Genomic DNA, 22,228 nt, shown 5'->3' on the forward strand with positions numbered 1-22,228 from the left:
GGCCATGGTAATCAGTTTGATTCTTTCGCGTTCGGGTAGCAGATAAATCTTCCGCTTTTTGGCAGCGGCAATAGCGTATTTCGGGACCCCAATAGACCATGCCTACGCCCTTTTCGGTAGGACCTAGCGCAATTTAGCGAAATTGAATGCGATACAACCCAGTGTAACATAGGGCGGTGTAAATGTTTTTCAGGAGAGCGCCGACATGTCATCTACGGAAGATCCGAAGCTACCACGCAACACTGCGCGCAGACATTTTCTAGGTGTAGCCGCAGCCGCCGGAGCTCGTATTGCCGGCGTGGCCGCCTTGGCCGCAGCAATTACCACCTCTCCGGCCAATGCGCTGGGGCGGCTTTGGGGACGGGGCGGCTCCGGTGGAGGCTCTGGCGGGAGCGGTGGCTCAGGCGGAAGTGGTGGCTCCAGTGGCGGTGGCGGCAGCGGGAGCGGCGCACAATGTTTCCTGCGGGGAACGGCGATCCTCACGGATTGCGGTGAGAAGCCTGTCGAGGATCTGCGCATCGGCGATCGCGTTGCCCTTCCTGACGGTAGCACGCGTTCCGTAAAGTGGGTCGGCCGCCAAAGCTTCAAGAAGAGCGGCGCGCGCTGGCAGAAGGACGTCGTGCCTATCCGGGTTTCACGCCACGCACTGGGCGGGCACGCACCCCATTCGGATCTCTATCTGTCGCCTGGCCATGCGCTGCACCTGAACGGCATTCTGATCCAGGTAAAGGACCTCGTGAACGGCACGACGATTGCATCGGTCACTCCCGCCGCCGACGTATCGATCGAGTACTATGCCGTCATGCTCGATACGCACGAAGCTATCCTTGCCGAAGGTGCTGAGGCCGAGTCCTTCCATCTGAAGAACAGCAATCACGAGAACTTCTGCAATTTTCCAGAGTACGAGCGTCTCTATGGCAAGGAACGCATCGTGATGACATCCTTTGCGCCGTTGCTGGGAGGTGGCTGGTCACATTTGAAGGCGCTTTTCCTGCTCGGCGTTTCGCCGCTGGTACCGATGCACGATCCATTCGGGAATGCCTGCGAAAAGATCGACGCGCAAGCCAAGGAATTGTCACTCTGACAGGACGGGAATGCGCCGGGGATCGGGCTGGCTGCACGCGAAGCCGTGCGTCGGTTTTGCGAGAGTATCAAGCCAGACGTCAAGCGTGGCGCGCATCGGAAAGATCGCGGCACGCTTTGATTATTCGGCCTTCTTCTCTTCGTCACCTGCCGGCTCGTTCCCGTCCGCGTCATCGGGTGTGACGACCACAGTCTCGGGCGGCGCCGGATCGAAGGCCAGATCAGCATATAGCCAGATCGGCATATAGAAGGAATAGACACCCGCACCGCCGGCCAGCACGCCCAGAAAGGGTCGCCGCCGACGAATTCGACGATCGCCCATCCAAAACAGACGACGACAATGAGCACGCGGAACCAAAGGTGCCGGTAGGCCGCTGACGCTCCGTGAAAAGCGCCGCGCCTTCACGCGCGCCAATCATCCCGATGGCATAGAATTGCTCTTTCGCGACAATGCGACGAAGCGCATGATGCTGGCCAATCTGCTGATCGACGAAGCGCTGCGGCGATTGAGCCGCTGACTATTCCGCCTGCCCGTCCTTAGGAGGTTTTTCAGCGGCCGCCGCGGGTTCGTCCTCGTCCTCGGGGTCCGGCTGCACGGGCAGCTCGATGGCCGGAGGCTGCGGATTGAAGGTCCAGAACAATATATAGAAGGAATAGGCGCCTGCCCCGCCGGCCAGCACCGCCCAGAACGGATCGCCGGTGACAAGTTCGACCACGGCCCAGCCGAAGCAGACGGCAACAATGGCAATTCGCACCCAGAGGCGCCGATATGCCGGATGATTCGGATCTATGAGTTGCATTCCTGCCCCGCGGTCGCATTTGTCGCACTGCCTTCGGCCCATGCCGTGATTGTCTCTAGAGCCTTTCCTGGTCAGATTAAAGTATTCTCTTGGCTGAAAGGCCGGGCATCTTTCCGCCAGGATCAGAAGCGATCGGCTCTGCCCTGACCAAAACCTGCTCCGGCAGAATAGTTCAATCCGACCAGGACAGGCCTGGTTCGAATCTTGCAAATGTGAAAGATCCGCGGGCTTGACGCGGTCCACAGAAGGTGGAATGAAAATTCCATAATTTTGGCAGTTCGGTTTATTTGTTCCGAATTCAAGGGAGGTTAGAATGACAGTGAGATTTGGTCTTCTCGGCGCCGGCCGCATTGGCAAAGTTCATGCAAAGGCTGTCAGCGGCGACGCCAATGCAAAGCTCGTTGCGGTCGCAGACGCCTTTCCGCAGGCAGCCGACGCGATCGCCTCCGCCTATGGCTGCGAGGTCCGCACCATCGAGGCGATCGAGGCAGCCAAGGATATCGACGCCGTCGTCATCTGCACGCCGACGGATACCCATGCCGACCTGATCGAGCGCTTCGCCCGCGCCGGCAAGGCGATCTTCTGCGAAAAGCCGATCGACCTCGACGTCGCCCGCGTCAAGGCCTGCATCAAGGTGGTGGAAGAGACCGGCGCCAAGCTGATGGTCGGCTTCAACCGCCGCTTCGACCCGCATTTCATGGCGGTGCGCAAAGTCATCGACGAAGGCAAGATCGGCGATGTCGAGATGGTGACGATCACCTCGCGTGACCCCGGCGCCCCGCCGGTCGATTACATCAAGCGCTCCGGCGGTATCTTCCGCGACATGACGATCCATGACTTCGACATGGCCCGCTTCCTGCTCGGCGAAGAACCGGTGTCGGTTTTCGCGACCGCCGCGGTGCTCGTCGACAAGGCGATCGGCGAAGCTGGCGACTATGACAGCGTCTCGGTCATCCTGCAGACGAAATCCGGCAAGCAGGCCATCATCTCCAACTCCCGCCGCGCCACCTACGGCTACGATCAGCGCATCGAGGCGCACGGCTCCAAGGGCCTCGTCTCGGCCGAAAACCAGCGCCCGGTCTCGATCGAAGTCGCAAACGGCGAAGGCTACACCCGCCCGCCGCTGCATGACTTCTTCATGACCCGTTATACCGAAGCCTATGCAAACGAGATCGCCAGCTTCATCGCCGCGATCGAGAAGGGCTCCAAGATCTCTCCATCAGGCGCCGATGGCCTCGCAGCGCTGGCACTCGCCGATGCCGCGGTCCAGTCCGTCAAGGAAGGCAAGCTCATCAAGATCGGCTGACGGCCCTCTCCCGGCCGGAAGCCATGCATGAGATGGCCGGGCACTTGCCCGGCCATTTCGCGTTTCAGAGATCTTTTGGTGAACGGCGTGCCGCAACGCCCCCCTCTGGCCTGTGTCCAGCCGATAGATGGGTAACAGAACGACGAAACGCTAGACGGGCGGTAAGGTTTAGCCACTTGTGATCTCCCCACCTGTGGGGGAGATGGCCGGCAGGCCAGAGGGGGGCTGGCACGGCACACCCCTCAAAGTCGCATACTACCGACTGGCCCGTTGCTGCTGCAATCACCACACGTCGGTTCAAAGAAACCCTCAACCCGATTCCTGAATAATCGCCGATGCCTGGATTCCCTGAACGCCCGAGAGAACGATATCCTCGTCGATGACAGACAGCGCCCGGTTCAGATGTCCTTCGAAGACGAGGATCTGCTCGTCGGCCACCACCCTGATCTCGGGCATGCCTTCCATGCGCACAATATGCGACTGCCCGAGACCCTCTTCGATCCCTTGCCGAAGAAGGTCGTAATAACGCGTGCCCGGCCCGGTGATGGCGATCGGCATGCGCTCCGTCAAGCTCAGCATGCGCGACAGCCCGTTGCCGAGCGCCAGCCCCGCCTGGCGGAAGGCAAAGGCGGGGACGCGGTGGCCCTGGCGCGCCTTTGCGGCGATCTTGTCCAGTTCCGCCACCGGCACGAACTTTGCCGGGATCGTATCGAGCGGCACTTCGAAGGCGCTGCGCAGGATCGCGTAGAAACCGGCATAGGCCTCGATGCAGCCGCGGGTGCCGCAGCGGCAGAGCCCACCGTTGGCCATGTGCAGCATGTGCCCGAAATTCGGCGCCGATATCTCCTGGCCCGTCTGGTTGCCGCGCCTGACGATGCCAAGCCCGACGCTGTGGCCGAGCGAAAGGGCGGCGAGCGAACGGAAATCGGCGCCCTTCACCATCTCCTCACGCGCGCCGAGCGCGGCTGCGACCAGCAGCGTCTCGTTGTCGAGGATCACCTTGGCCTGCCATTCCGGCCGGAGTGCCGATTCGAAATCGATCTGGTCGCTGCCGAAGATCGGCGACCATACCAGAACCGGCTCCGTCGAATTGACCAGCCCCTTGCTGCTGATCGAGATCAGCAGCACCTTTTCTTGGCTGATCTTCGAACGATCGAGAATACGCAAAAGCCCGGCCCGCACCGCAGCGACGAAGCGGGCAGCGCCTGCAGGATCATGCGAACGTTCCTCACTGAAGCGGTCGATCAGCTTGCCGGCATAATCGACCAGCGAATATTGCACCGCATCCGAGGAGATGATGACGACGATAAGATAGCCGCAATCGCGCCGCTGGCGCAGCAGCACGCGTGGCCGGCCGCGGCCGCTTGCCGGCTGATGTTCCGACTTTTCGATGATCTGGGCTTTTTCCAGCTCAGTGGTGATCGCCGAAATGGTGGCCGACGACAGCCCGGTGAAATCGGATATTTCGGTATGCGCGAGCGCACCGTGGCGACGCAGCACGGACAGCACGAGCACGCTGTTTCTCTGCCGGACCAGCTCCGTGCTCGATTTGGTCAGCATGAATGCCGCCCTCTCCTCCTGCTTGCTCTTCCCGTGGTTTCCACTGCATCTCCAGCCGATGTTTCGCAAGGAAATTAAGCTGGCAGTGCAGTGTTGACAGTTGAAAAAATCTCTGACACTAAATTTCTCGACTGTCGAGAAAAAAATCCGAACCTTTCTCGACAGCTATTCGCGGTGGCCGGAGGAAGCATGGGCTGGGCCGGTCGCAATCCACTCGGGAGGACATTATGAAGTCTATTTTGAAATTGATGGCAGGTGCTGCCATCCTCGTTTCCGTGCATACCGCTGCCATGGCTGCCGATCTCGTCGTCGGTGTTTCCTGGTCGAATTTCCAGGAAGAACGCTGGAAGACGGACGAAGCCGCCATCAAGAAGGCTCTCGAAGCCAAGGGCGCCAAGTATATTTCCGCTGACGCGCAGTCTTCTGCCGCAAAGCAGCTTACCGACGTCGAATCGCTGATCTCCCAGGGCGCCAACGCGCTGATCATTCTCGCCCAGGATTCCGATGCGATCGGCCCGGCCATCGAGAAGGCCGCCGCTGAAGGCATCCCCGTCGTCGGCTACGACCGCCTGATCGAAAACCCAGCTGCCTTCTACATTACCTTCGACAACAAGGAAGTCGGCCGACTGCAGGCTGAAGGCGTTTTCAAGGCCAAGCCGGAAGGCAATTACGTCTTCATCAAGGGCTCGTCTTCCGATCCGAATGCTGACTTCCTGTTCTCGGGCCAGCAGGAAGTCCTGAAGGCCGCCATCGACGCCGGCAAGATCAAGAATGTCGGCGAAGCCTATACCGACGGCTGGCTGCCGGAGAACGCTCAGCGCAACATGGAGCAGTTCCTGACCGCCAACAACAACAAGGTTGACGCCGTCGTCGCCTCGAATGACGGCACCGCCGGTGGCGCGATCGCTGCTCTCGACGCACAGGGCCTCGCCGGCTCCGTTCCGGTTTCCGGCCAGGACGGTGACAAGGCGGCCCTCAACCGCATCGCTCTCGGCACGCAGACGGTTTCCGTCTGGAAGGACAGCCGCGAACTCGGCCAGCGCGCCGCTGAAATCGCTCTCGACCTCGCCGGCGGCAAGGACATGAGCAAGATCGACGGCGCCCAGGCTTTCAAGGGCGGCCCCAAGGGCGTCGAAATGCAGTCGGTCTTCCTGAAGCCGCTTGCGATCACCAAGGACAATCTGAACGTCGTCATCGACGCCGGCTGGATCTCCAAGGCGGAAGCGTGCCAGGGCGTCAAGGCCGACAGCGTCGCTGCCTGCAAGTAAGCCAGGGCTTGTAAACTGGAATTGCCGGCGCCGCAGCGAAACACCGTTGCGGCGCCGGATGCGGATGAGAATTCCAACGACGAAGTTTTCTCCGCCTCGCCGCACCATCGCGGGTTTTCATTCCCTGCCGGAAGGGTGTCGCGACGCCACGCGACCGGCTTCCGGAAGCATCGCGATGGTGAGTTGAAGAACAGATGCATGACGCCGATGGCAGCCTCTAGCACGCCGGCGCGTCCGTCCAAACAAAGTGGGGGAACGGCAAACCCATGGCCGAAATGGTAAAATCCACAACATCAAGCGGACCGCGAGCGGCGGAAGCCAGTCCGGTGACCCGCTTTTTCCGCGCCACCGAGATCGACACGCGTCTGCTCGGCATGATCGGCGCGCTGATCATCATCTGGATCGGCTTCCACATCATCACCGGCGGCCTCTTCCTGACTCCGCGCAATCTCTGGAACCTCTCGGTCCAGACGACCGACATCGCCGTCATGACGACGGGCATGGTGCTGATCATCGTCACCCGCAACATCGACCTTTCGGTCGGTTCCGTGCTCGGCCTCTGCGGCATGATCATGGGCGTGACGCAGGCCAAGATCCTGCCGGAATATATCGGTTTCGACAGCCCCTTCACCTGGGCGATCACGCTGCTGGTCGGATTGGCGGCAGGCTGCCTGATCGGCGCCTTCCAGGGCATCATCATCGCCTTCCTCAACGTTCCCTCCTTCATCGTCACGCTCGGCGGCCTGCTCGTCTGGCGCGGCGCCACCTGGCTCGTCACCAGCGGCCAGACGGTTGCGCCGATGGACCAGACCTTCCGCATCATGGGCGGCGGTGCCGAAGGCTCGATCGGCGCCACCTGGAGCTGGATTGTCGGCATCTGCGCCTGCCTCTTCGTCATCGCCAGCATCGTCGGCTCGCGCCGGCAGCGCCGGCGCTTCGGTTTCCCCCGCCGGCCGATGTGGGCTGAATATTTCCTCGCCATCCTGAGCTGCGTGCTCATCCTCGGCGCGGTCTGGATCGCCAACAGCTATTACTGGCCGATCAACATCGCCAAGAAATATGCCGAGACCAACAATATTCCCTGGCCCGAGACCGGCCTGGATATCCCCTACGGTATCGCCGTGCCGGTGCTGATCGCCATCGTCGTCGGCATCATCATGACCTTCATCGCGACAAGGCTGCGCTTCGGCCGCTACGTCTTCGCAATCGGCGGCAACCCCGAAGCGGCCGAGCTCGCCGGCATCAAGACCCGCTGGGTCACCGTGCGCATCTTCGCGCTGATGGGCATTCTCGCAGCCATAGCAGCGGCGATCTCCACCGCCCGCCTCAATGCCGCGACCAACTCGCAGGGTACGCTCGACGAGCTCTACACCATCGCCGCCGCCGTCATTGGCGGAACGTCGCTGGCAGGCGGTACCGGCACCATCGCCGGCGCAATGCTCGGCGCGCTCGTCATGCAGTCGCTGCAGTCGGGCATGGTGCTCGCGCATGTCGATACGCCGCTGCAGAGCGTCGTCGTCGGCACCGTCCTTGTCGTGGCGGTCTGGCTCGACACCGTCTACCGCGCCCGTGCCAAGTGAGAGGAGCCCCAGACATGGCTGATCAACGCACTCCCCTCGTGGAACTGAAAAACATCTCGATCTCCTTCGGCGGCATTCACGCCGTGGACAATGCCTCGGTCGATCTCTACCCCGGCGAAGTGGTCGCCTTGCTCGGCCATAACGGCGCCGGCAAGTCGACGCTCATCAAGATCCTCTCCGGCGCCTACAAGCGTGATGGCGGCGAGATCCTGATCAACGGCGAGCCTGCCGATATCCGCAATCCGCGCGATGCCAAGAAATACGGGATCGAGACGATCTACCAGACGCTCGCCGTCGCCGACAATGTCGACGCCGCCGCCAACCTCTATCTCGGCCGCGAGCTGAAGACCCGCTGGGGCACGCTCGACGACGTGGCGATGGAAGCCTCGGCCCGCGAGGTGATGGGGCGCCTCAACCCCAACTTCAAGCGCTTCAAGGAGCCGGTGAAGGCGCTTTCGGGCGGCCAGCGGCAATCGGTGGCGATCGCCCGTGCGATCCTCTTCAACGCCCGCATCCTGATCATGGACGAGCCGACGGCAGCGCTCGGCCCCCAGGAGACGGCGCAGGTTGGCGAGCTGATCAAGCAACTGAAGAAGGAAGGCATCGGCATCTTCCTCATCAGCCACGACATCCACGACGTCTTCGACCTCGCCGACCGCGTCTCGGTGATGAAGAACGGCCAGGTCGTCGGCCACGCCCGCACCGAGGATGTGACCAAGGACGAGGTCCTCGGCATGATCATCCTCGGCAAGGTACCGTCAAAGGCCATCCCCGGCCCCGGCGCCATGCAGATCTGACCGCCACAAAGCGACAGCTCGCGACAAACACACTCCGCCGCCCGCAAGGCCGGCGGAGATTTCTGTAAGCATTCCCCGGGCCGACGGATAAAAACACCCTTCAAAGCGCAAGCACCCGTATTTCTGAGAATTTCGCGATTGAAGCCAGCCGCAAGCTAGGCTAAGAACCACCCATCGGACAGGCGATTCAAACCGCCGTAGGCATGCACCCGTAGCTCAGCTGGATAGAGTGTTGGATTCCGATTCCAAAGGTCACAGGTTCGAATCCTGTCGGGTGCGCCACAAACACATTGAAATTATTGAAATATTTCCCTTTACTTGCTCTTCCTCCGAGCGGTGACATCGGTAGCACAAGGCGAACCGCGTCGAAAAAAACCTTTGTTTTTAGTATCCGGAAATTGCCGCCGAAGCGGGCGTTAGCACAGTGTTAGCGCGAGCCACCTAATGTGGTGACGCCATGGGAAACCCGGCTGTCCGTTGAAAACAGGACAAGCAGAATGAAGACCAGCCCTGCCGCAGCTTACGGAGGTTACATGAAACTGGTTCTAGGCAGCGCAATATTGGCGTCTGGGATACTGCTATCCAGCCTGTCAGCATTCGCAGCTTCGGGCGGATGGCACTCGGATGGGCAAGGGACGAGATACTGGCACGTCACTCCGCCGCCCGGGCAATGCAACATAAGCCAGGCGAAAAACCGGGCGCTTCGGGCCGGCATCTATCGTAGCGAGATTATACAGCAGGATGACAATGTCATCGTGCTCAGTGGTCTGGATGAATCGGGCGACCGGCGAACGATCGGTTTCGGCAACATCAGGGGGTGTCCTGAGTTGGAGGGCCATGAGGATAGTCCAAACTTCTAAGGACATAGCCAGAGTTTGTTCAGCGAACTTTTCCAGTTCCGACCGAGGTACGCATTTCTGGGCAAGGCGTCGCGTCTCTACCGATCGACGAGGCTGGCGGTTAGCAGCGCATCGGATGCCTCATTCCCAACTGGCCCGCCCTATTGATTGATCCGGGTTTAAGGTCGATGCATGTTCTGGTCAGCCGCTAGGCGGGAGTTGAGGTCGCGTGTTCCGGGAGACTGAAGGTTGGGAGCGGTTGTAACCGTTTCAGAGCGGCGGGGATTTCAGAGCAGCACAGAATGCGCTCGATGCGCTCCTCTCGCGGGCGTAGGGTCCGATTGCGCTTGTGATGACGCGCATCCTCACTTCGCTGAGCATACGCATCCGCTCGTTAGCAATTTGTTGACCATAAGCTGGCTTTACTAAGCGTGATGGATGCGGAGATTCCCGCACACCGTCGAGTGTTTGGTGTAGGACGGAATTGTTCGTGTTGAAGTATCCAGTGCAAGGATTATCGGGCGGAGCCTTGGGCGGAATTGCCACACTGCTGTCGCGTGCGGAACGGTTCGTCGCAAAGACCATTCTGCCGGCTCTGTTTGCGCTGCCCGCACTTGTCGGCTCCGCAACATTTGCCTCGGCGGAAGATCGGGCCCTGAAGCTGTTCTTTACCCATACAGGCGAGAGGGCCACGATCACCTACAAGCGGGACGGAAAGTTCGATCCAAAGGGCCTCACCCAGATCAATCGGTTTCTGCGCGACTGGCGAAGGAACGAGCCGACCCGGATGGATCCCCGGCTGCTCGACCTGGTCTGGGAGGTGTACAAGCGCAGCGGCGGCAAGGACTACATCCACATCGTCTCCGCCTATCGTTCGCCCACCACCAACAACATGCTCCGCAACCGCTCGCGCATCACGGGCGTCGCCAAGAAGAGCCAGCACATGCTGGGCAAGGCGATGGACTTCTACGTTCCCGGCGTGAAGCTTTCGACGCTGCGTGCGCTTGCAATGCAGATGCAGGTCGGCGGTGTCGGATATTACCCTACCTCGGGATCGCCCTTCGTGCATCTCGATGTCGGCAATGTCAGGGCCTGGCCCCGCATGTCCCGGCAGGAACTCGCTCGAATATTCCCGAATGGGCAGACGATCCATCTCCCGGCCGATGGCAGGCCGCTGCCGGGATACAATCAGGCGGTTGCAAACTACAAGAAGCGCGGCGGCCCCACCTCGATCCAGATCGCCAGCAGCGCGGGAGAAGACGAAGACGTGAGCGCGTCGGCCAGGCCGAACGGCGACACCATAGACAATAAGCTCGTGACGGCGCTTCTGCCCGCGCCCAGAAGCCGGGCATTGAATGCGCTCGCGCTGCAAACCGGCGCGGTCGAGCGGGACGACAAACGGTCCGCGGGGGATGTTTCATCTTTGCCGATTCCGATACCGGCGATGCGCCCGCCCGCCCTCAAGCACGACGCGGGCGCAGATGACAAACTGGAGACTGCGTCGATCGGCCCAATTGATGTCCTTCCGGACAGGCCGGCGCCTGCATTGCCGGCCTACGCCCGCTTCGAACCCCTCCGTGTTGCACACCAGGCCTCCAAGCAGGGCGCTGATATGATCGCCTCTCTGCCCATGACCGCTTCCTGGGAAGAAGCAAGTTTCTTTGAATCGACGTCCGACGCGGCGCTGATGAAATGGGCGCTGCATTCTCCCGGCGAAGTAATGGGATTGAACGCGCCTCGCGTTTCCCCCCGCACGGTTCATCGTGAGGTCAATGTCGCGACGTCAGGTGAGGATATCATTCCGGTCGCCGCGACAGACCTGTTCGATGCGAGCCGGTTTGCGTCGCCCCCGGAGGGCTGACCTCAATCATCAAGGCTTGATACGCCGGACGAAGCCGGTCAGCCGCGCCAGAACGACCCGGTGAGAACCGGCTTTGCGATCTCGAAAAACCAAGCGCCCCTTGCCCAGCGCCAGACGACGGTTGTTCGATGTAACGCCTGCCGGGCTCGGGCAATCGACAGCAAGCCCAGCGTCACCACGAATGGCGGGAAGCCGAGATAAGCGTCCCGAACCAGAAGCGCTGTCGACTTCTATGACGACGTTTCCGCGCGCGCGAAATTCAGACCAAAGTCCGATCCACCCCCGGACTTCGTGCCCATACTAAACTGTCGATCGCTGTAATAACAATAATATATTCTCAAGTAACGAGGCGAAACGATGTGAGAAACGGGGTCAGCTTCATTGGATCGCATTTATGCGACGATTTCTACTTCGAAAATGATACCCAGAAACTGGCTGTTGTTGACAATCTTTGCACCGGACCTTTCGAAAATATAACACACATTCGGAACCCTCCTTTCCACAGGCAACCTCAGCTCCCTGGATCCGGAACTCGTTGGAGAGGTTCTCGATACCATGCCGATTCCTCCGATCGAACCGCAAATGGTCGCGGCCGTCTCATGGAACGGATGGTCGAGATTGGGCAGGTCACGATGATCGCGCGACGAACATCTGTAGCATCCGGTCCGGCCCGGCTGCTCGTTGTCGAGCGCAGCTCGTCAGAAACACCTTAAAGTGGTTACTTTTAACAATTGACATTAATAAGTGAGTAATTCTTAGAACTCTTCTAAATAATTGTCATGCATTACAGGTGATGCTAATAAGCAAACAGCTTAATCTCAAGTCACGAGGCACGAAGCAATGAAAAGCGTATTGATTTCTGGCGGGGCTGGCTTCATCGGATCCCACTTGTGCGATCGACTTTTGCTGAGGAAGGACGTCCAGAAGCTAGTCGTTGTTGACAACCTCTGGACCGGGCTTTTCGAAAATATCGCGCACATCCGCGACCCCCGTTTCCACTTCGTGAAATCTGATGTCGAGACGCTGCAGACCTCGGATAAGTTCGACGAAATCTATCACCTTGCATCCCCCGCATCGCCGCCGTGGTACATGAAGGAGCCGAAGAGAACGATCTCCGCCAATCTTCTCGGGGCATTCCGGTTGCTCGACTTGCTGAAGAAGGGCGGACGTTTCGGTTTCACCTCCTCTTCCGAAGTCTATGGCGATCCTCTGGTGTCGCCGCAGCCGGAATCCTACAAGGGTCAGGTCGACTGCACCGGACCGCGCTCGTCCTACGACGAAAGCAAAAGGTGCACTGAGTCGCTGCTGTTCGAGATGCAGCGTACCCAAGGGCTCGACGTCAAGATCGTTCGCCCCTTCAATATCTATGGTCCCCGGACACGCTCCGACGATGGGCGCGCGGTCTCCAACTTCATCACCCAGGCGCTTTCGGGTCGCCCGATTACCGTGTTCGGTGACGGTCTTCAGTCACGCAGTTGGGGCTATGTCGATGACGTTGTCGATGGTTTCGCGCGATATTTCTGGATAAATGAAACCGACTATAAGGGGCCTCTGAACGTCGGCAATGATCGCGAGATTTCGGTTCTCGAGGTCGCGCAATATGTCTCCAGGCTCGTTGGCGGCGTGCCGATCGTCTTCGAGCCGTCACCACCGCAGGACCCCACGAACAGACGGCCTGATTTGACCAATGCGCACTATGTCATGCCCGAATGGTCGTGCAACATCACCTACGAACAGGGCGTGGCGATGACTCTCGACTGGTTCAGGGACCAAATGAGGCACGCCGCGGAATAAACTATGACTTTCGAGATTCTCGTCCCAGGTGCAGATGGCGTATGTTCACGACGTGATTGAGAGAGTGATGATGCGGGAACCACTTCCGTCCGATCTGAAGGATATAAGTTTTCTCATATCGATTCACTATCTTGATCTCGCCACCTCTCACCGTGATGCCGTTTCGCTCCTGGTCTCCGATGGGCTCGTGGTCTTCCTGTCGGATGGTCTTCCCGTAGGACAAGCCTAATCGAAAGGCCTGAGACGGCGGCGGCACTCGCCGAGCGTGCCGTACTCGACAGCCGGAACTGCCCCACGGCAGGCGCATCGGCATGAGCGCGGTAGGGCGTCTGAACCTGGCACTCGGCCGCAGCAGCGTCGGCCGCTACGATTTGGTCGTATTGTCATAGAGTGCTGAACTCAGTTTCGCCTGCATCCATTGGACGTGCTGTTCGATTATATGCGCGCGGAAACCGGGGTTATTGAGGGTGTTCAATGTGAAGTCGGACAAATGCGGGGGGACGTTGTTCGGCTGAATCTGCCATTCGGCAAGCGCCACAGGAAGATATCCGCGTATTGCCTGGCCGTTCAGCCACGGACGGAGATGCCGTGCGTCCCACGGTTCGGCGCCGATCTGGTGACCCATGTCGCCGACGGGTACCGTCCCATTCACGATACGAGCAGCGAGGGGTCGGCGTTCCGCCAGCATAGCTTCGGCTGCCTCAAGGCCTTGGTCCAGATTGATCTCGAGCACCTCGATTTCGTCAGCGGAAGCTGTCGGATCCGTCGGAAGCCGCCAATCCTCACCCAAAACTTCCGCGGCGCCGCGAAGATAATGATATCCATTGAGCTGTCGCTCTACCTTCTCATAGAGCCTGCGAAGGCCAGCCTTTTCCAACATTTGGAGGACGCGGGGGCCAGCCTTGACGAGGGGGTCAAGGACAGAACCGGCGCGGGTAGCGATGATCCTTTGCAGACGTTTTTTCCGCCCCTTTTTTCCGGCAAACCGATGGATCTCGAGCCGCCGCTGTATGTCGGGGTGCTTGCGAGCCATCAAGGCATCGGAGCGTCCCTCTTGATGCCTGCGCACCATCTTTCCGGTCAGTGTCGCCGTCTGATGTTCGAGATGATAGCCCAATGCGTCAGGAGCAAAACGAATTGGAACTCCCTTTTTGATCAGACGCAGACCAAATTCGAAGTCTTCTCGTGCACGGGCGAATTGAGGATCGAGGCCGCCCATTGCGTGAAATAGTTCCGCATCCAGCGAAAGGTTTCCTGTCAGCACATCGGTAAAGGCGAACTGATGTCCAGGGAGGGACACGCGCTCGAAGTGCCTCGTCCACCATGCGCGCGCGCTGAGGCGGAAGCGGTCCCTTGCAATGTGCGGAAGTGGCGGATAGGGGCCCATCACTACGCCCCCAGGGTGGCGCTGATGTTCAACGACGTGCGCCCCAACGAAGTTTTCCCCGGGCTCAATGTCGTCATCAAGGAAGATCAATAAACGGCCGCTCGCGACCTGCGACCCCGCATTGCGGGCGAGTGCCGGACCGACGCCCGGCAACGACAGGGTACGAAGCGGAACGCGGGTACGAAGCGACGCGAGCATTGTCGACGTGTCGTCCTCACACCCGTCAGCCACAACCAGGACTTCGAACGCTGGGGTCCCATCTCGCTGGGCGTCGAGCTTGCCCAGAAGCGATCTCAGCATGGCAGCACGATTATGGGTTGGTATGATAACGCTGATGTCAACCACGCTTATGCCCTGCCTTCACTGCTCGCGCCCGCGCCCTCAGATAACGAACCGGGCCGCTCGCAGCCCCTCTGAACTGGGTTAAGGCGTCGTTGTAAGGCAGGCTGAATTGGTGTGTCCGTCGAGGTTGAAACAATCGCCGAAAAAGCCTGATGTACGAACGAACCATGCGAGGGAGCGCACGCGGGTTTCCCTCGAACACGAGGGCCTTCGTCAAGATGGCGAGCGATGCAGCCTCGTAGCCATACATCTGCTGCTGCAGTTCCTTGCTTGAGCGACGATGGCGGTGCCAGTTCAGAGCTTCGGGATCGTAGATGATCCGATACCCGGCTTCGAGCACGCGCCGGAACATGTCTGTGTCGCCACCAGCCAGACTTAGTGTTCCAGCGTCGAGGGCCTCGTCGAACCACCCCACCACGTCAACCATCGTTCGGCGCAATGCCATGTTGACACCGGCACCCGCATGCCATCCGGTGAAAGGGTCCAGGTTGTAGGCGTCATAGACCTGACGCCTGAAACCACGGCAAAAACCGCCAAAATGTTGAAAGGCGATCTGCGAGTCCGTTTCCAGCTCGGACGCCATAGTAAGGCCGGTTACGGCCAGCACCAGGGGGTCCTCGAAATTGCGAAGCAAGGTTCTAAGCCATAGCGGGTCGGGGACCGCATCGTCGTCGATGAAGGCGACGACGTCTGCTTCTGTGTTGCGAAGGGCAGTATTGCGCGCGACGTCAAGACCAGGACGCGGCTCGCGCAGATATCTCACAGTATCGAAGCGCCCGACTAAATCTCGCGTGGCCTCGTTCGATGGGGCATTGTCGACGACTAGAATATCGGCCTTATCGGGCATAGCCAAAAGCCCGGTGAGGCAGCGCTCCAGATCTTCGGTACGATCGCGCGTGCAGATCACGACGGAAGCTTTCGGCAGCTGATTTGGAGTCGGCGACGGGTCAGGGAGGGCCAGCCGATGCCTCAGCCAAGCCTCGAACACCGACGAACTGGCCGCAGACAGAATCCGATCCTTAATTGGCGTCTTGCCGCCATCGGTGTCGAAGGCGATCACAGCTTGGCCGCACGGACGACCGGCGACCCGGATCAGCACAAGTGCACCCTGATAGTCACCAGTCGGCCCAAAATCTGGCGGAAGGTCAAGAATGTCGATGTCTCGGACCGCAAGGCGCATCAGGAGTTCGGATCCAAGCTGTGCTGCCCCAATGAGCCGTGGTCCGGCGAGGTCGCGGTGGGGCGCGACTGCACCTGCTGCCACTGTGTCGGGGGATTCAGCATACCCTTTCTTGGGCCGGGGCCGGTCACGGCGAGAGGATAGACTTCAGCATGATAATCGTAAACCTGCTGCCAGTCTGCCGAAAAAAGGCCCACCGTAACGCGATAGTCGCCTGGCGCCAGGTCGATACGATTGAGTGTTGTTTCGATGCGCACCGTGTCCGTATCTACGAGAGGGGCGAATTCGGCCAACTTGCTGTCGGTCTCGAAGCAGCACGTATCGTCCGCCGCATAGATGCCGATGACGATAACGGCGTTGCGATCTCTGGTGGCGCCCACATAGGTCAGTGAAATCGACAGCCGGTCGCCCGCAACGATGGTACTTGTCGGCATGCCTTGCTCGTTCAGCAATGCTACGGCTGTGATCTGGAGTTCGCCATTGCCGAACCGGCTGACCTGCGGCACAAGCTCGACGGGCAATTTTGTAACGCCGAACGGTTCGTGCTGGACACTGGCGACCTTCGCCTCGACAGCCGAGGTATAAAGTGGGAGCATTTCGTCGATTGGTCCGTAGCCCACGACGCGTCCGCCTCTCAGGAACAGCACGTAGTCGCAGATTTCTCTTACCTGCGAGACGTCGTGTGACACGAAGAAGATAGTGGCGCCGTCGTTCAGTATCTCCTTCACTCTTGCAATGCACTTCTGCTGGAAGGCTTGGTCGCCTACGGCGAGGGCCTCATCGATAAGCAAGATGTCCGGGCGCACATGGACTGCCACGGCGAATGCCAGGCGCATGCGCATCCCGGTGCTATAACTGCGAACCGGGTTCTCAACGGCCGCCTCCAGCTCGGCGAAGGCTACAATCTCGTCAAACCGCTCGGCAACCTCGGTCCGCCGCATTCCCGCGATAACACCCAGCAGGAAGATGTTCTCGCGCCCCGTCAAATCGTCGGTCAAGCCCGCCCCGATGTCGAGCAAGGCGCCAATTCGACCCATCACCTTGATCTGCCCTTCGTCGGGACGACCAACGCCGCCGATCAGACGCAGCAAAGTGGACTTCCCGGCCCCGTTTAGCCCGACCACGCCGACAGCTTGCCCTGGCGCAACCGCGAAGCTGATGTGGCGCAGGCCCCAAAAGCTTTTCGACGGCACCACGGACCGTCCGGACAAAAGGTAACCCTTCAACGTGGTGGAGCGTGCACCCCCTTGCGCACGGTAGCGCTTGCCGACGTCGTGGACGGTGATGGCGCCTTGTCTCATAGTTCGTCCACTAGGCTTGCGCTGCCGCGCTCGACCAGCCAAATTCCAGCAAATAGCATCGGCAAAGAAATCAGCGCAGTCTTCCAATAGATATCAACGGGAGGCCACGCGTGTTCGACGAAAATGGCGCGGTAGCCCTCGAGAATCCAGGCCATCGGGTTCAAGGTGTGAATTAACGCCATCGGCTCACTCGCCTTAAGTGGGCTGTAGAACACGGGTGTCAGGTAGAAACCCAGCATCAAAACTACGCCTACCAAATGTTGAGTATCCCGGAAGTGGACATGCGCAATCGCAACAAGATAGGACAGGCCCATCGTGAATAGCGCCTGCGCAAGGAAGACGAGTGGAAGTGCGACGACGCTCAAAGTCAGGCCCCCGGTCTCGATAAACGAGATGATGAAGAGGAGTGGCAGAGCGAGCAGAAGGTGCACTGCTTGTGTGATGACTGCGACAACAGGAAGTATGCCGACCGGAAAGCCCGGCCGGCGCACCAGTTCGCTGCTGCCGGTTATGGAAGTCGTCGCTGCGGGTACCGCAGTGCTGAGCCAACCCCAGGCCAACACGCCGGAAAAGACGAAAGTGGTGTAATGGGGAATATCTAGAGGCAGAACGTGACGAAAGATCAGCGAAAAAACCAGCAGCTGGCTCAATGGCCGCATCAAGGACCAGCCGAGGCCAATTGCGGACCGTTGATATCTCATCTTCAGATCGCGTGCCAGAAGTTCTAACAGCAAATCGTTCCATTGCAGACAGATGTGGATCAAGGACTTCCACTGATCACGGCGCCAGTATTGGTCCCGTCGCTTCGCGCGATCAAGCGCATCATCCTTGAGCTGTTCAGGCATTTCGGCTCACTTTTGCCACCGGTTAAATACACCTTGCCTCAAAGTAGTAAAGATCATCATACTCGCGAACTGACACGGTACACTAGCGTGATCGTTATCGTAGGAAGCAACAATTATGCCGATGGTTTCCATCATCACACCGGCGCATGGAGCGGAAACAACGATTTCTTCGACTTTGGAGAGCCTGATAGCGCAAAGTCATCCCGACTGGGAATGCTTCATCATTGATGATGGTTCAACCGATCAGACCGCTGAGATCGCGGACCGTTTCGCGGCTCGGGATACGCGCTTCCGTGTGCTGCGGCAGGAGCAGAGCGGCGTTTCGGCTGCTCGCAATGCGGGCCTGGCACAGGCGAAAGGCGACTGGGTCGTCTTTCTCGACTCAGACGACGCGCTGGCACCCTTCCATCTCGAAACCATGCTGAATCACACACGAACTTTGCCGCAGGCCGACATTCTGCATTGCGGTTGGCGCCGTCTGAAAAATGGTGCTCCCTGGTGGCAGTCTCACCCCGCAGTAAAAATGGACAATCCGTTTGCCGAAACAGCGCGCTATTGCCCCTTCGCGATCCACGCCGCCTTGCTTCGCCGGTCCCGGCTTGCAGAAGTCGGCGGCTTCGATCCAGAGATGAAAATGTGCGAGGATTGGGACCTGTGGCAGCGTCTCGCTCGAGCTGGCGCCGAATTCGCGCCGGTCGAAGGCCTGATGGCTGACGTTAGCGTAGCGGCCGGTTCGCTGTCGTCAAACAGGGTTAAGCATCTCGATTTTGGTCTTCAGGTGATCCGGCGCGGCCACAATTCCGATCCGCGCATTGCCTATCCGGTGCCGGCGCTCGCCCAGGGAATAACAAAAGCTGCTTTGGGAATGGCGTGCTGGTATCTCGCGATCTGGCTTGTCGGCGCCTCAATAGGTCAGGGCGACAATCCTGTCGAACTGCTTGACCGGGTGGCAGAGCCTATCCCACCTGACGCCGATGTCTACGCGTTCTGCGCAATAATGATAGACGGGATTGTGGTCGGCGCCTTCCCCGACGAGCCGATCTGGCCCGGACTCTGGTCGAAGATCCAGGACAAGCTTCCGGCCCTAGAGGCTTGGCTTGATCGGCATGCTCCCCAAGAAGCTTTTGGTTCCCTGTTGGTTCGTTCACTGGAGCGAAAGGTCGCTGACCAGCTGCCGACCAACGTGCCCACCACGATCGGGAGAACAAGGATACAGCCAATTGATTTGGATCAACCTATCGTCGACCTTATCTTGCCCGACATTGAGCGGTTGCGCTGTTGCATCTGGCGAGGTTCGACGCTGCTGGGGCAACTGGAGTTTGTTGTCTTCGGAGCAATCGAAGCGGATGCTATACGAAATCGACTTAGGAGGGAGTTCGGCCCGGAGTTCGACGATCTGAACCACCCAGCAGCAGCTTTGTTGGCAGAAGATGGCTTCGTCAATCTTTCTGATCAGGATGACGGGCGCGCCGCCGCCAGCATGGCAGCGCCAAGCTACAGCGGAGTAGCTCAACAGGTGCTGAAGCTCATGGCGAAAGTATCATATTGGGCCGAAGCAAAGACAGTAACGGGTTGGTGGAGCAAGAAAGAGCCGACACCAACACGTGTCGACTCGATATCAGGCATGGCGCACGCCGGGCGCGCCGAATTCGATCGAATCGTTGAAGAGGAAAGCCAGCGGGCGGTTGCAGCCTCAACGCAGATGTCCATGGAGATGCCGTCGAAAAAAACCGGCCCAGTGGGCGATGAGGTGCCGAGATACGATACGGAGGCGTACTGGGAGGAGCTGTTTTCCCAGGTAGACCCTTGGGACTACCGAAACAACTATGAGACTGTGAAATATCTTCAAACACTCTCGTTGTTGGACGATCGGCGCTTTTCAAACGGCCTTGAGCTGGCCTGCGCGGAAGGAACCTTTACACGGATGTTGGCCCCCCGCGTCGACAACCTGCTGGCGACCGACATTTCGGCGTCGGCAGTCGCTCGAGCGGCCTCGCTTCAGGACCATGGTTCCGCGGTAGCCTATCGGCAGTTGGATCTTTTGAGCGACGCGCTAGAAGGGCCTTACGATCTCATCGTCTGCAGTGAAGTTCTGTACTATTTCGAGAACAGAGAAAAACTCCAGCAGATAGTCGATAAGATTGCGGGCAGTCTTCGCACGGGTGGTTGGTTCGTTACTGCCCACGCCAACCTCCTGATTGATATGCCGCATGAGACAGGATTTGGGTGGCCGCATGAATTCGGTGCGGTCGGCATAGGTGAGATGTTTGACCAGCATCCGGATTTAACTCTCTCGGTCGAAGCCAAGAGTCCGCTCTATAGAATCCAAAGGTTCGAGAAGGTGGAGCTCGGGGGCTTCCTTGAGCCCACACGCGTGGAAGTAAACACGGCACAGCCCTTGCCTCTTCAGGTCGCCAGCCAAGTACGCTGGAGAGGGGGGCAAGTTGTGGAAGCGGCCGCCGACTGGAACGATGTCCCGATCTTGATGTATCATCAGGTTTCGGACGACGGTGCTGAACAGCTTGCTCGATACCGCCAGTCTCCGGAGGCTTTCGAAACTCAACTGGCCTTCCTGCGCGACGCCGGATGGCGCGGGATGACTTTGGATCGGCTGCTTGCTTGTTTCGATGAAGGTGCCAAACCGCCCGAAAAGACATTAGTTCTGACCTTTGACGACGCTACACGCGATTTCATGACGCATGCCCTCCCACTGCTCCATCGATACGGCTTCCCATCCTCACTCTTTGTCCCAACCGATCGGGTCGGCGGCTCGGCAATATGGGATTCGGCCTATGGATCGCCAGCTCCACTGCTAACTTGGGAGGAACTTGCGGCAGTCGCGAACAGCGACGTGACGCTGGGCGCCCACGGTGTCCGGCACGTGCGTTTATCTGCCCTGGCACCGGAGAGCCTATTGCGAGAGCTTGCTGGCTCCAAAGCAATGCTTGAAAAACGTCTAGGTCGAGAAGTGCTGGCGGTCGCTTATCCGTACGGCGACTTCGACCCCGCTATCCGGGACATAGCCGAACAATGTGGTTACCGGATCGGGTTAAGCTGCGTCGGTGGCACGGTGCGGGCGGATGCCGATAAGCTCGCATTGAAAAGACAGGAGGTCTTTCGCGGGATCAGCCAGTCAGAGTTTGCAAATCTGCTATTTGGCTGAGACAAGAATGGGGGGGGCCACCGTCCAACCCGCATCGTACTTTGTTCCTAGAGCAAAGCGATGATTGGGATTTGGAGAGAAATAAGGTTCCTGCTTCAGCCATGACCGGGCCTTTTTCTTGAGGCTCTTCATTGCCTTTGATCTCGCGTCGACCACAAGCATCTTGGCGGCAATTGGCTTATCATGTCGCGACATGGTAGCCACAAGTCCGATGAGCGCGCGGTATCGGCCTTGTTCAACCGCCCTCTGGGCGAGCCACCGGCCGCAGCCGCGTAGGCCGGCCCGGATTGCAAAGCCCCTTTCCGGGTGTCTTTTTAGCATTTCATCCGCGACCAGAATCCAGGACCGAAGCATTCGCGTGAGGTTGGCTGACATGTTGTCGGGGGTTTGGCGATAGCCGACAAGATGATCCGGCACCACTACAAAATGCGAGAGTTCAGCGGCAAGGCAGTAGAAGAGATAATCTTCACATCCCTGCGCCTCGCGCTGTTGGAGTGAGGAGTCAAATCCTCCCGTCGCGTCGAGGATATTCCGTCGTACGAGTGGCGAGCTTCCATTTCCGATGAAGTTTTTGGCAAGTACTTCGTCGAGCACATCTCCCTCGACAGAAATCTCATTGCTCCGGTAAATGACGTAATTCTTGTGGTCGATCATCGCATACCACGTGTAGACTAGCCCAACTTGTGGGCCGCCTGTCTCCAATGCCACCAATTGTCGCTCAATTTTATCAGGTGACCAAAGGTCATCAGCATCTAGGAATGCCACTAGGTCGGCAGGGGTAGAGCGCCAACCCGCATTTCGAGCAGCAGCGACGCCGGAATTTCTTTGTTTCAATACTCGCACGCGCGGATCAATTTTAACGATTTCTTGCGCAACAGCCAGGGTATCGTCCTTAGAACCGTCGTCCACCACGACGATATCGAGCGCATGATGCGTTTGATTGCGAACGCTGCTGATTGTTTCAGCCAGAGTTCGTTCCGCGTTGTAGGCCGGGATTACAACAGCAACAGTTACTTCACTTCTTGCCGATTTCTTCAAGCTCTCAACTCCGAAGTCCACACGATCGCGAGGAAGTTACACCAAGATGGACGTTTGAGTTTCAATAAATGGAGCAATGGTTAT

The 22,228-nt window shown here is 59.0% G+C and carries 17 protein-coding genes, 1 tRNA gene and 1 pseudogene; 11 read left to right on the forward strand and 8 right to left on the reverse strand.

Annotated features, from left to right (window positions below):
• Positions 1 to 205 precede the first annotated feature (205 nt).
• Complete coding sequence (locus tag AC25BC_RS16110; RefSeq protein ID WP_128438245.1) at positions 206 to 1,084, forward strand: Hint domain-containing protein; 879 nt, start codon at positions 206 to 208, stop codon at positions 1,082 to 1,084.
• A gap of 120 nt (positions 1,085 to 1,204) precedes the next feature.
• Here AC25BC_RS16110 and AC25BC_RS16115 read toward each other — a convergent pair whose 3' ends face one another.
• Together AC25BC_RS16115 and AC25BC_RS16120 are read right to left on the reverse strand one after the other, a co-directional pair.
• Positions 1,205 to 1,498, reverse strand: a complete 294-nt coding sequence (locus AC25BC_RS16115) for a hypothetical protein (RefSeq protein WP_487778523.1) — start codon at positions 1,496 to 1,498, stop codon at positions 1,205 to 1,207.
• A gap of 103 nt (positions 1,499 to 1,601) precedes the next feature.
• Positions 1,602 to 1,883 carry a hypothetical protein gene (locus AC25BC_RS16120; RefSeq protein ID WP_026157448.1) on the reverse strand — a complete coding sequence of 94 codons (282 nt, stop codon included), beginning with the start codon at positions 1,881 to 1,883 and terminating at the stop codon, positions 1,602 to 1,604.
• Between the two features lie 313 nt (positions 1,884 to 2,196).
• Here AC25BC_RS16120 and iolG point away from each other — a divergent pair, with 313 nt between their 5' ends.
• Complete coding sequence (gene iolG, locus AC25BC_RS16125; protein ID WP_012758583.1) at positions 2,197 to 3,189, forward strand: inositol 2-dehydrogenase; 993 nt, start codon at positions 2,197 to 2,199, stop codon at positions 3,187 to 3,189.
• Between the two features lie 309 nt (positions 3,190 to 3,498).
• On the opposite strand, the gene AC25BC_RS16130 is transcribed toward iolG, so the two are convergent.
• The gene (locus AC25BC_RS16130) at positions 3,499 to 4,749 is read right to left on the reverse strand and encodes an ROK family transcriptional regulator (protein WP_113546063.1); all 1,251 of its coding nucleotides are present in this window, start codon (positions 4,747 to 4,749) and stop codon (positions 3,499 to 3,501) included.
• A 227-nt stretch (positions 4,750 to 4,976) separates the two neighbouring features.
• Between AC25BC_RS16130 and xylF the strand changes: the two genes are divergently transcribed.
• From xylF to AC25BC_RS16170, 8 genes and pseudogenes are all read left to right on the forward strand, one after another.
• On the forward strand, positions 4,977 to 6,017 hold the full coding sequence (gene xylF / locus AC25BC_RS16135; RefSeq protein ID WP_003542055.1) for a D-xylose ABC transporter substrate-binding protein: 1,041 nt from the start codon (positions 4,977 to 4,979) through the stop codon (positions 6,015 to 6,017).
• Positions 6,018 to 6,283: 266 nt separating this feature from the next.
• Positions 6,284 to 7,597 (forward strand): sugar ABC transporter permease, encoded by a 1,314-nt coding sequence (locus tag AC25BC_RS16140; protein WP_012758585.1) that lies wholly within the window; start codon positions 6,284 to 6,286, stop codon positions 7,595 to 7,597.
• A 14-nt stretch (positions 7,598 to 7,611) separates the two neighbouring features.
• Positions 7,612 to 8,394, forward strand: a complete 783-nt coding sequence (locus AC25BC_RS16145; RefSeq protein ID WP_003561812.1) for an ATP-binding cassette domain-containing protein — start codon at positions 7,612 to 7,614, stop codon at positions 8,392 to 8,394.
• 205 nt (positions 8,395 to 8,599) lie between these two features.
• Positions 8,600 to 8,676, forward strand: a tRNA-Arg gene (locus AC25BC_RS16150).
• A gap of 215 nt (positions 8,677 to 8,891) precedes the next feature.
• Positions 8,892 to 9,254: a hypothetical protein gene (locus AC25BC_RS16155; RefSeq protein WP_017994903.1), complete on the forward strand. Its 363-nt coding sequence runs from the start codon at positions 8,892 to 8,894 to the stop codon at positions 9,252 to 9,254.
• A 463-nt stretch (positions 9,255 to 9,717) separates the two neighbouring features.
• The gene (locus AC25BC_RS16160) at positions 9,718 to 11,094 is read left to right on the forward strand and encodes a peptidoglycan L,D-endopeptidase MepK (RefSeq protein ID WP_026157450.1); all 1,377 of its coding nucleotides are present in this window, start codon (positions 9,718 to 9,720) and stop codon (positions 11,092 to 11,094) included.
• Between the two features lie 840 nt (positions 11,095 to 11,934).
• Entirely contained in the window at positions 11,935 to 12,888 is a 954-nt protein-coding gene (locus tag AC25BC_RS16165; RefSeq protein WP_012758588.1) for an NAD-dependent epimerase/dehydratase family protein, read from the forward strand.
• A 28-nt stretch (positions 12,889 to 12,916) separates the two neighbouring features.
• A pseudogene (locus tag AC25BC_RS16170) lies at positions 12,917 to 13,232 on the forward strand (glycosyl transferase); the annotation flags it as partial.
• 20 nt (positions 13,233 to 13,252) lie between these two features.
• Here the strand turns inward: AC25BC_RS16170 and AC25BC_RS16175 are convergent.
• From AC25BC_RS16175 to AC25BC_RS16190, 4 genes are read right to left on the reverse strand one after another with little or no spacing between them, the layout of a single operon-like run.
• Entirely contained in the window at positions 13,253 to 14,620 is a 1,368-nt protein-coding gene (locus AC25BC_RS16175; RefSeq protein WP_113546065.1) for a glycosyltransferase, read from the reverse strand.
• Complete coding sequence (locus AC25BC_RS16180) at positions 14,613 to 15,797, reverse strand: glycosyltransferase family 2 protein (protein ID WP_113546066.1); 1,185 nt, start codon at positions 15,795 to 15,797, stop codon at positions 14,613 to 14,615. The genes AC25BC_RS16175 and AC25BC_RS16180 overlap by 8 nt, the downstream gene beginning before the upstream one ends.
• Complete coding sequence (locus AC25BC_RS16185; protein WP_012758592.1) at positions 15,797 to 17,098, reverse strand: ABC transporter ATP-binding protein; 1,302 nt, start codon at positions 17,096 to 17,098, stop codon at positions 15,797 to 15,799. Before AC25BC_RS16185 ends, AC25BC_RS16180 begins: the two co-directional genes overlap by 1 nt.
• Positions 17,095 to 17,943, reverse strand: coding sequence for an ABC transporter permease (locus AC25BC_RS16190; RefSeq protein ID WP_012758593.1), 849 nt, complete (start codon positions 17,941 to 17,943; stop codon positions 17,095 to 17,097). Before AC25BC_RS16190 ends, AC25BC_RS16185 begins: the two co-directional genes overlap by 4 nt.
• A 121-nt stretch (positions 17,944 to 18,064) precedes the next feature.
• Here AC25BC_RS16190 and AC25BC_RS16195 point away from each other — a divergent pair, with 121 nt between their 5' ends.
• Positions 18,065 to 21,106 carry a trifunctional glycosyltransferase/class I SAM-dependent methyltransferase/polysaccharide deacetylase gene (locus AC25BC_RS16195; protein WP_245459794.1) on the forward strand — a complete coding sequence of 1,014 codons (3,042 nt, stop codon included), beginning with the start codon at positions 18,065 to 18,067 and terminating at the stop codon, positions 21,104 to 21,106.
• Here the strand turns inward: AC25BC_RS16195 and AC25BC_RS16200 are convergent.
• Entirely contained in the window at positions 21,095 to 22,144 is a 1,050-nt protein-coding gene (locus AC25BC_RS16200; protein ID WP_012758595.1) for a glycosyltransferase family 2 protein, read from the reverse strand. The genes AC25BC_RS16195 and AC25BC_RS16200 overlap by 12 nt on opposite strands.
• Between the last annotated feature and the right edge of the window lie 84 nt (positions 22,145 to 22,228).

The sequence above is a fragment of the Rhizobium sp. WSM409 genome (assembly GCF_057653825.1).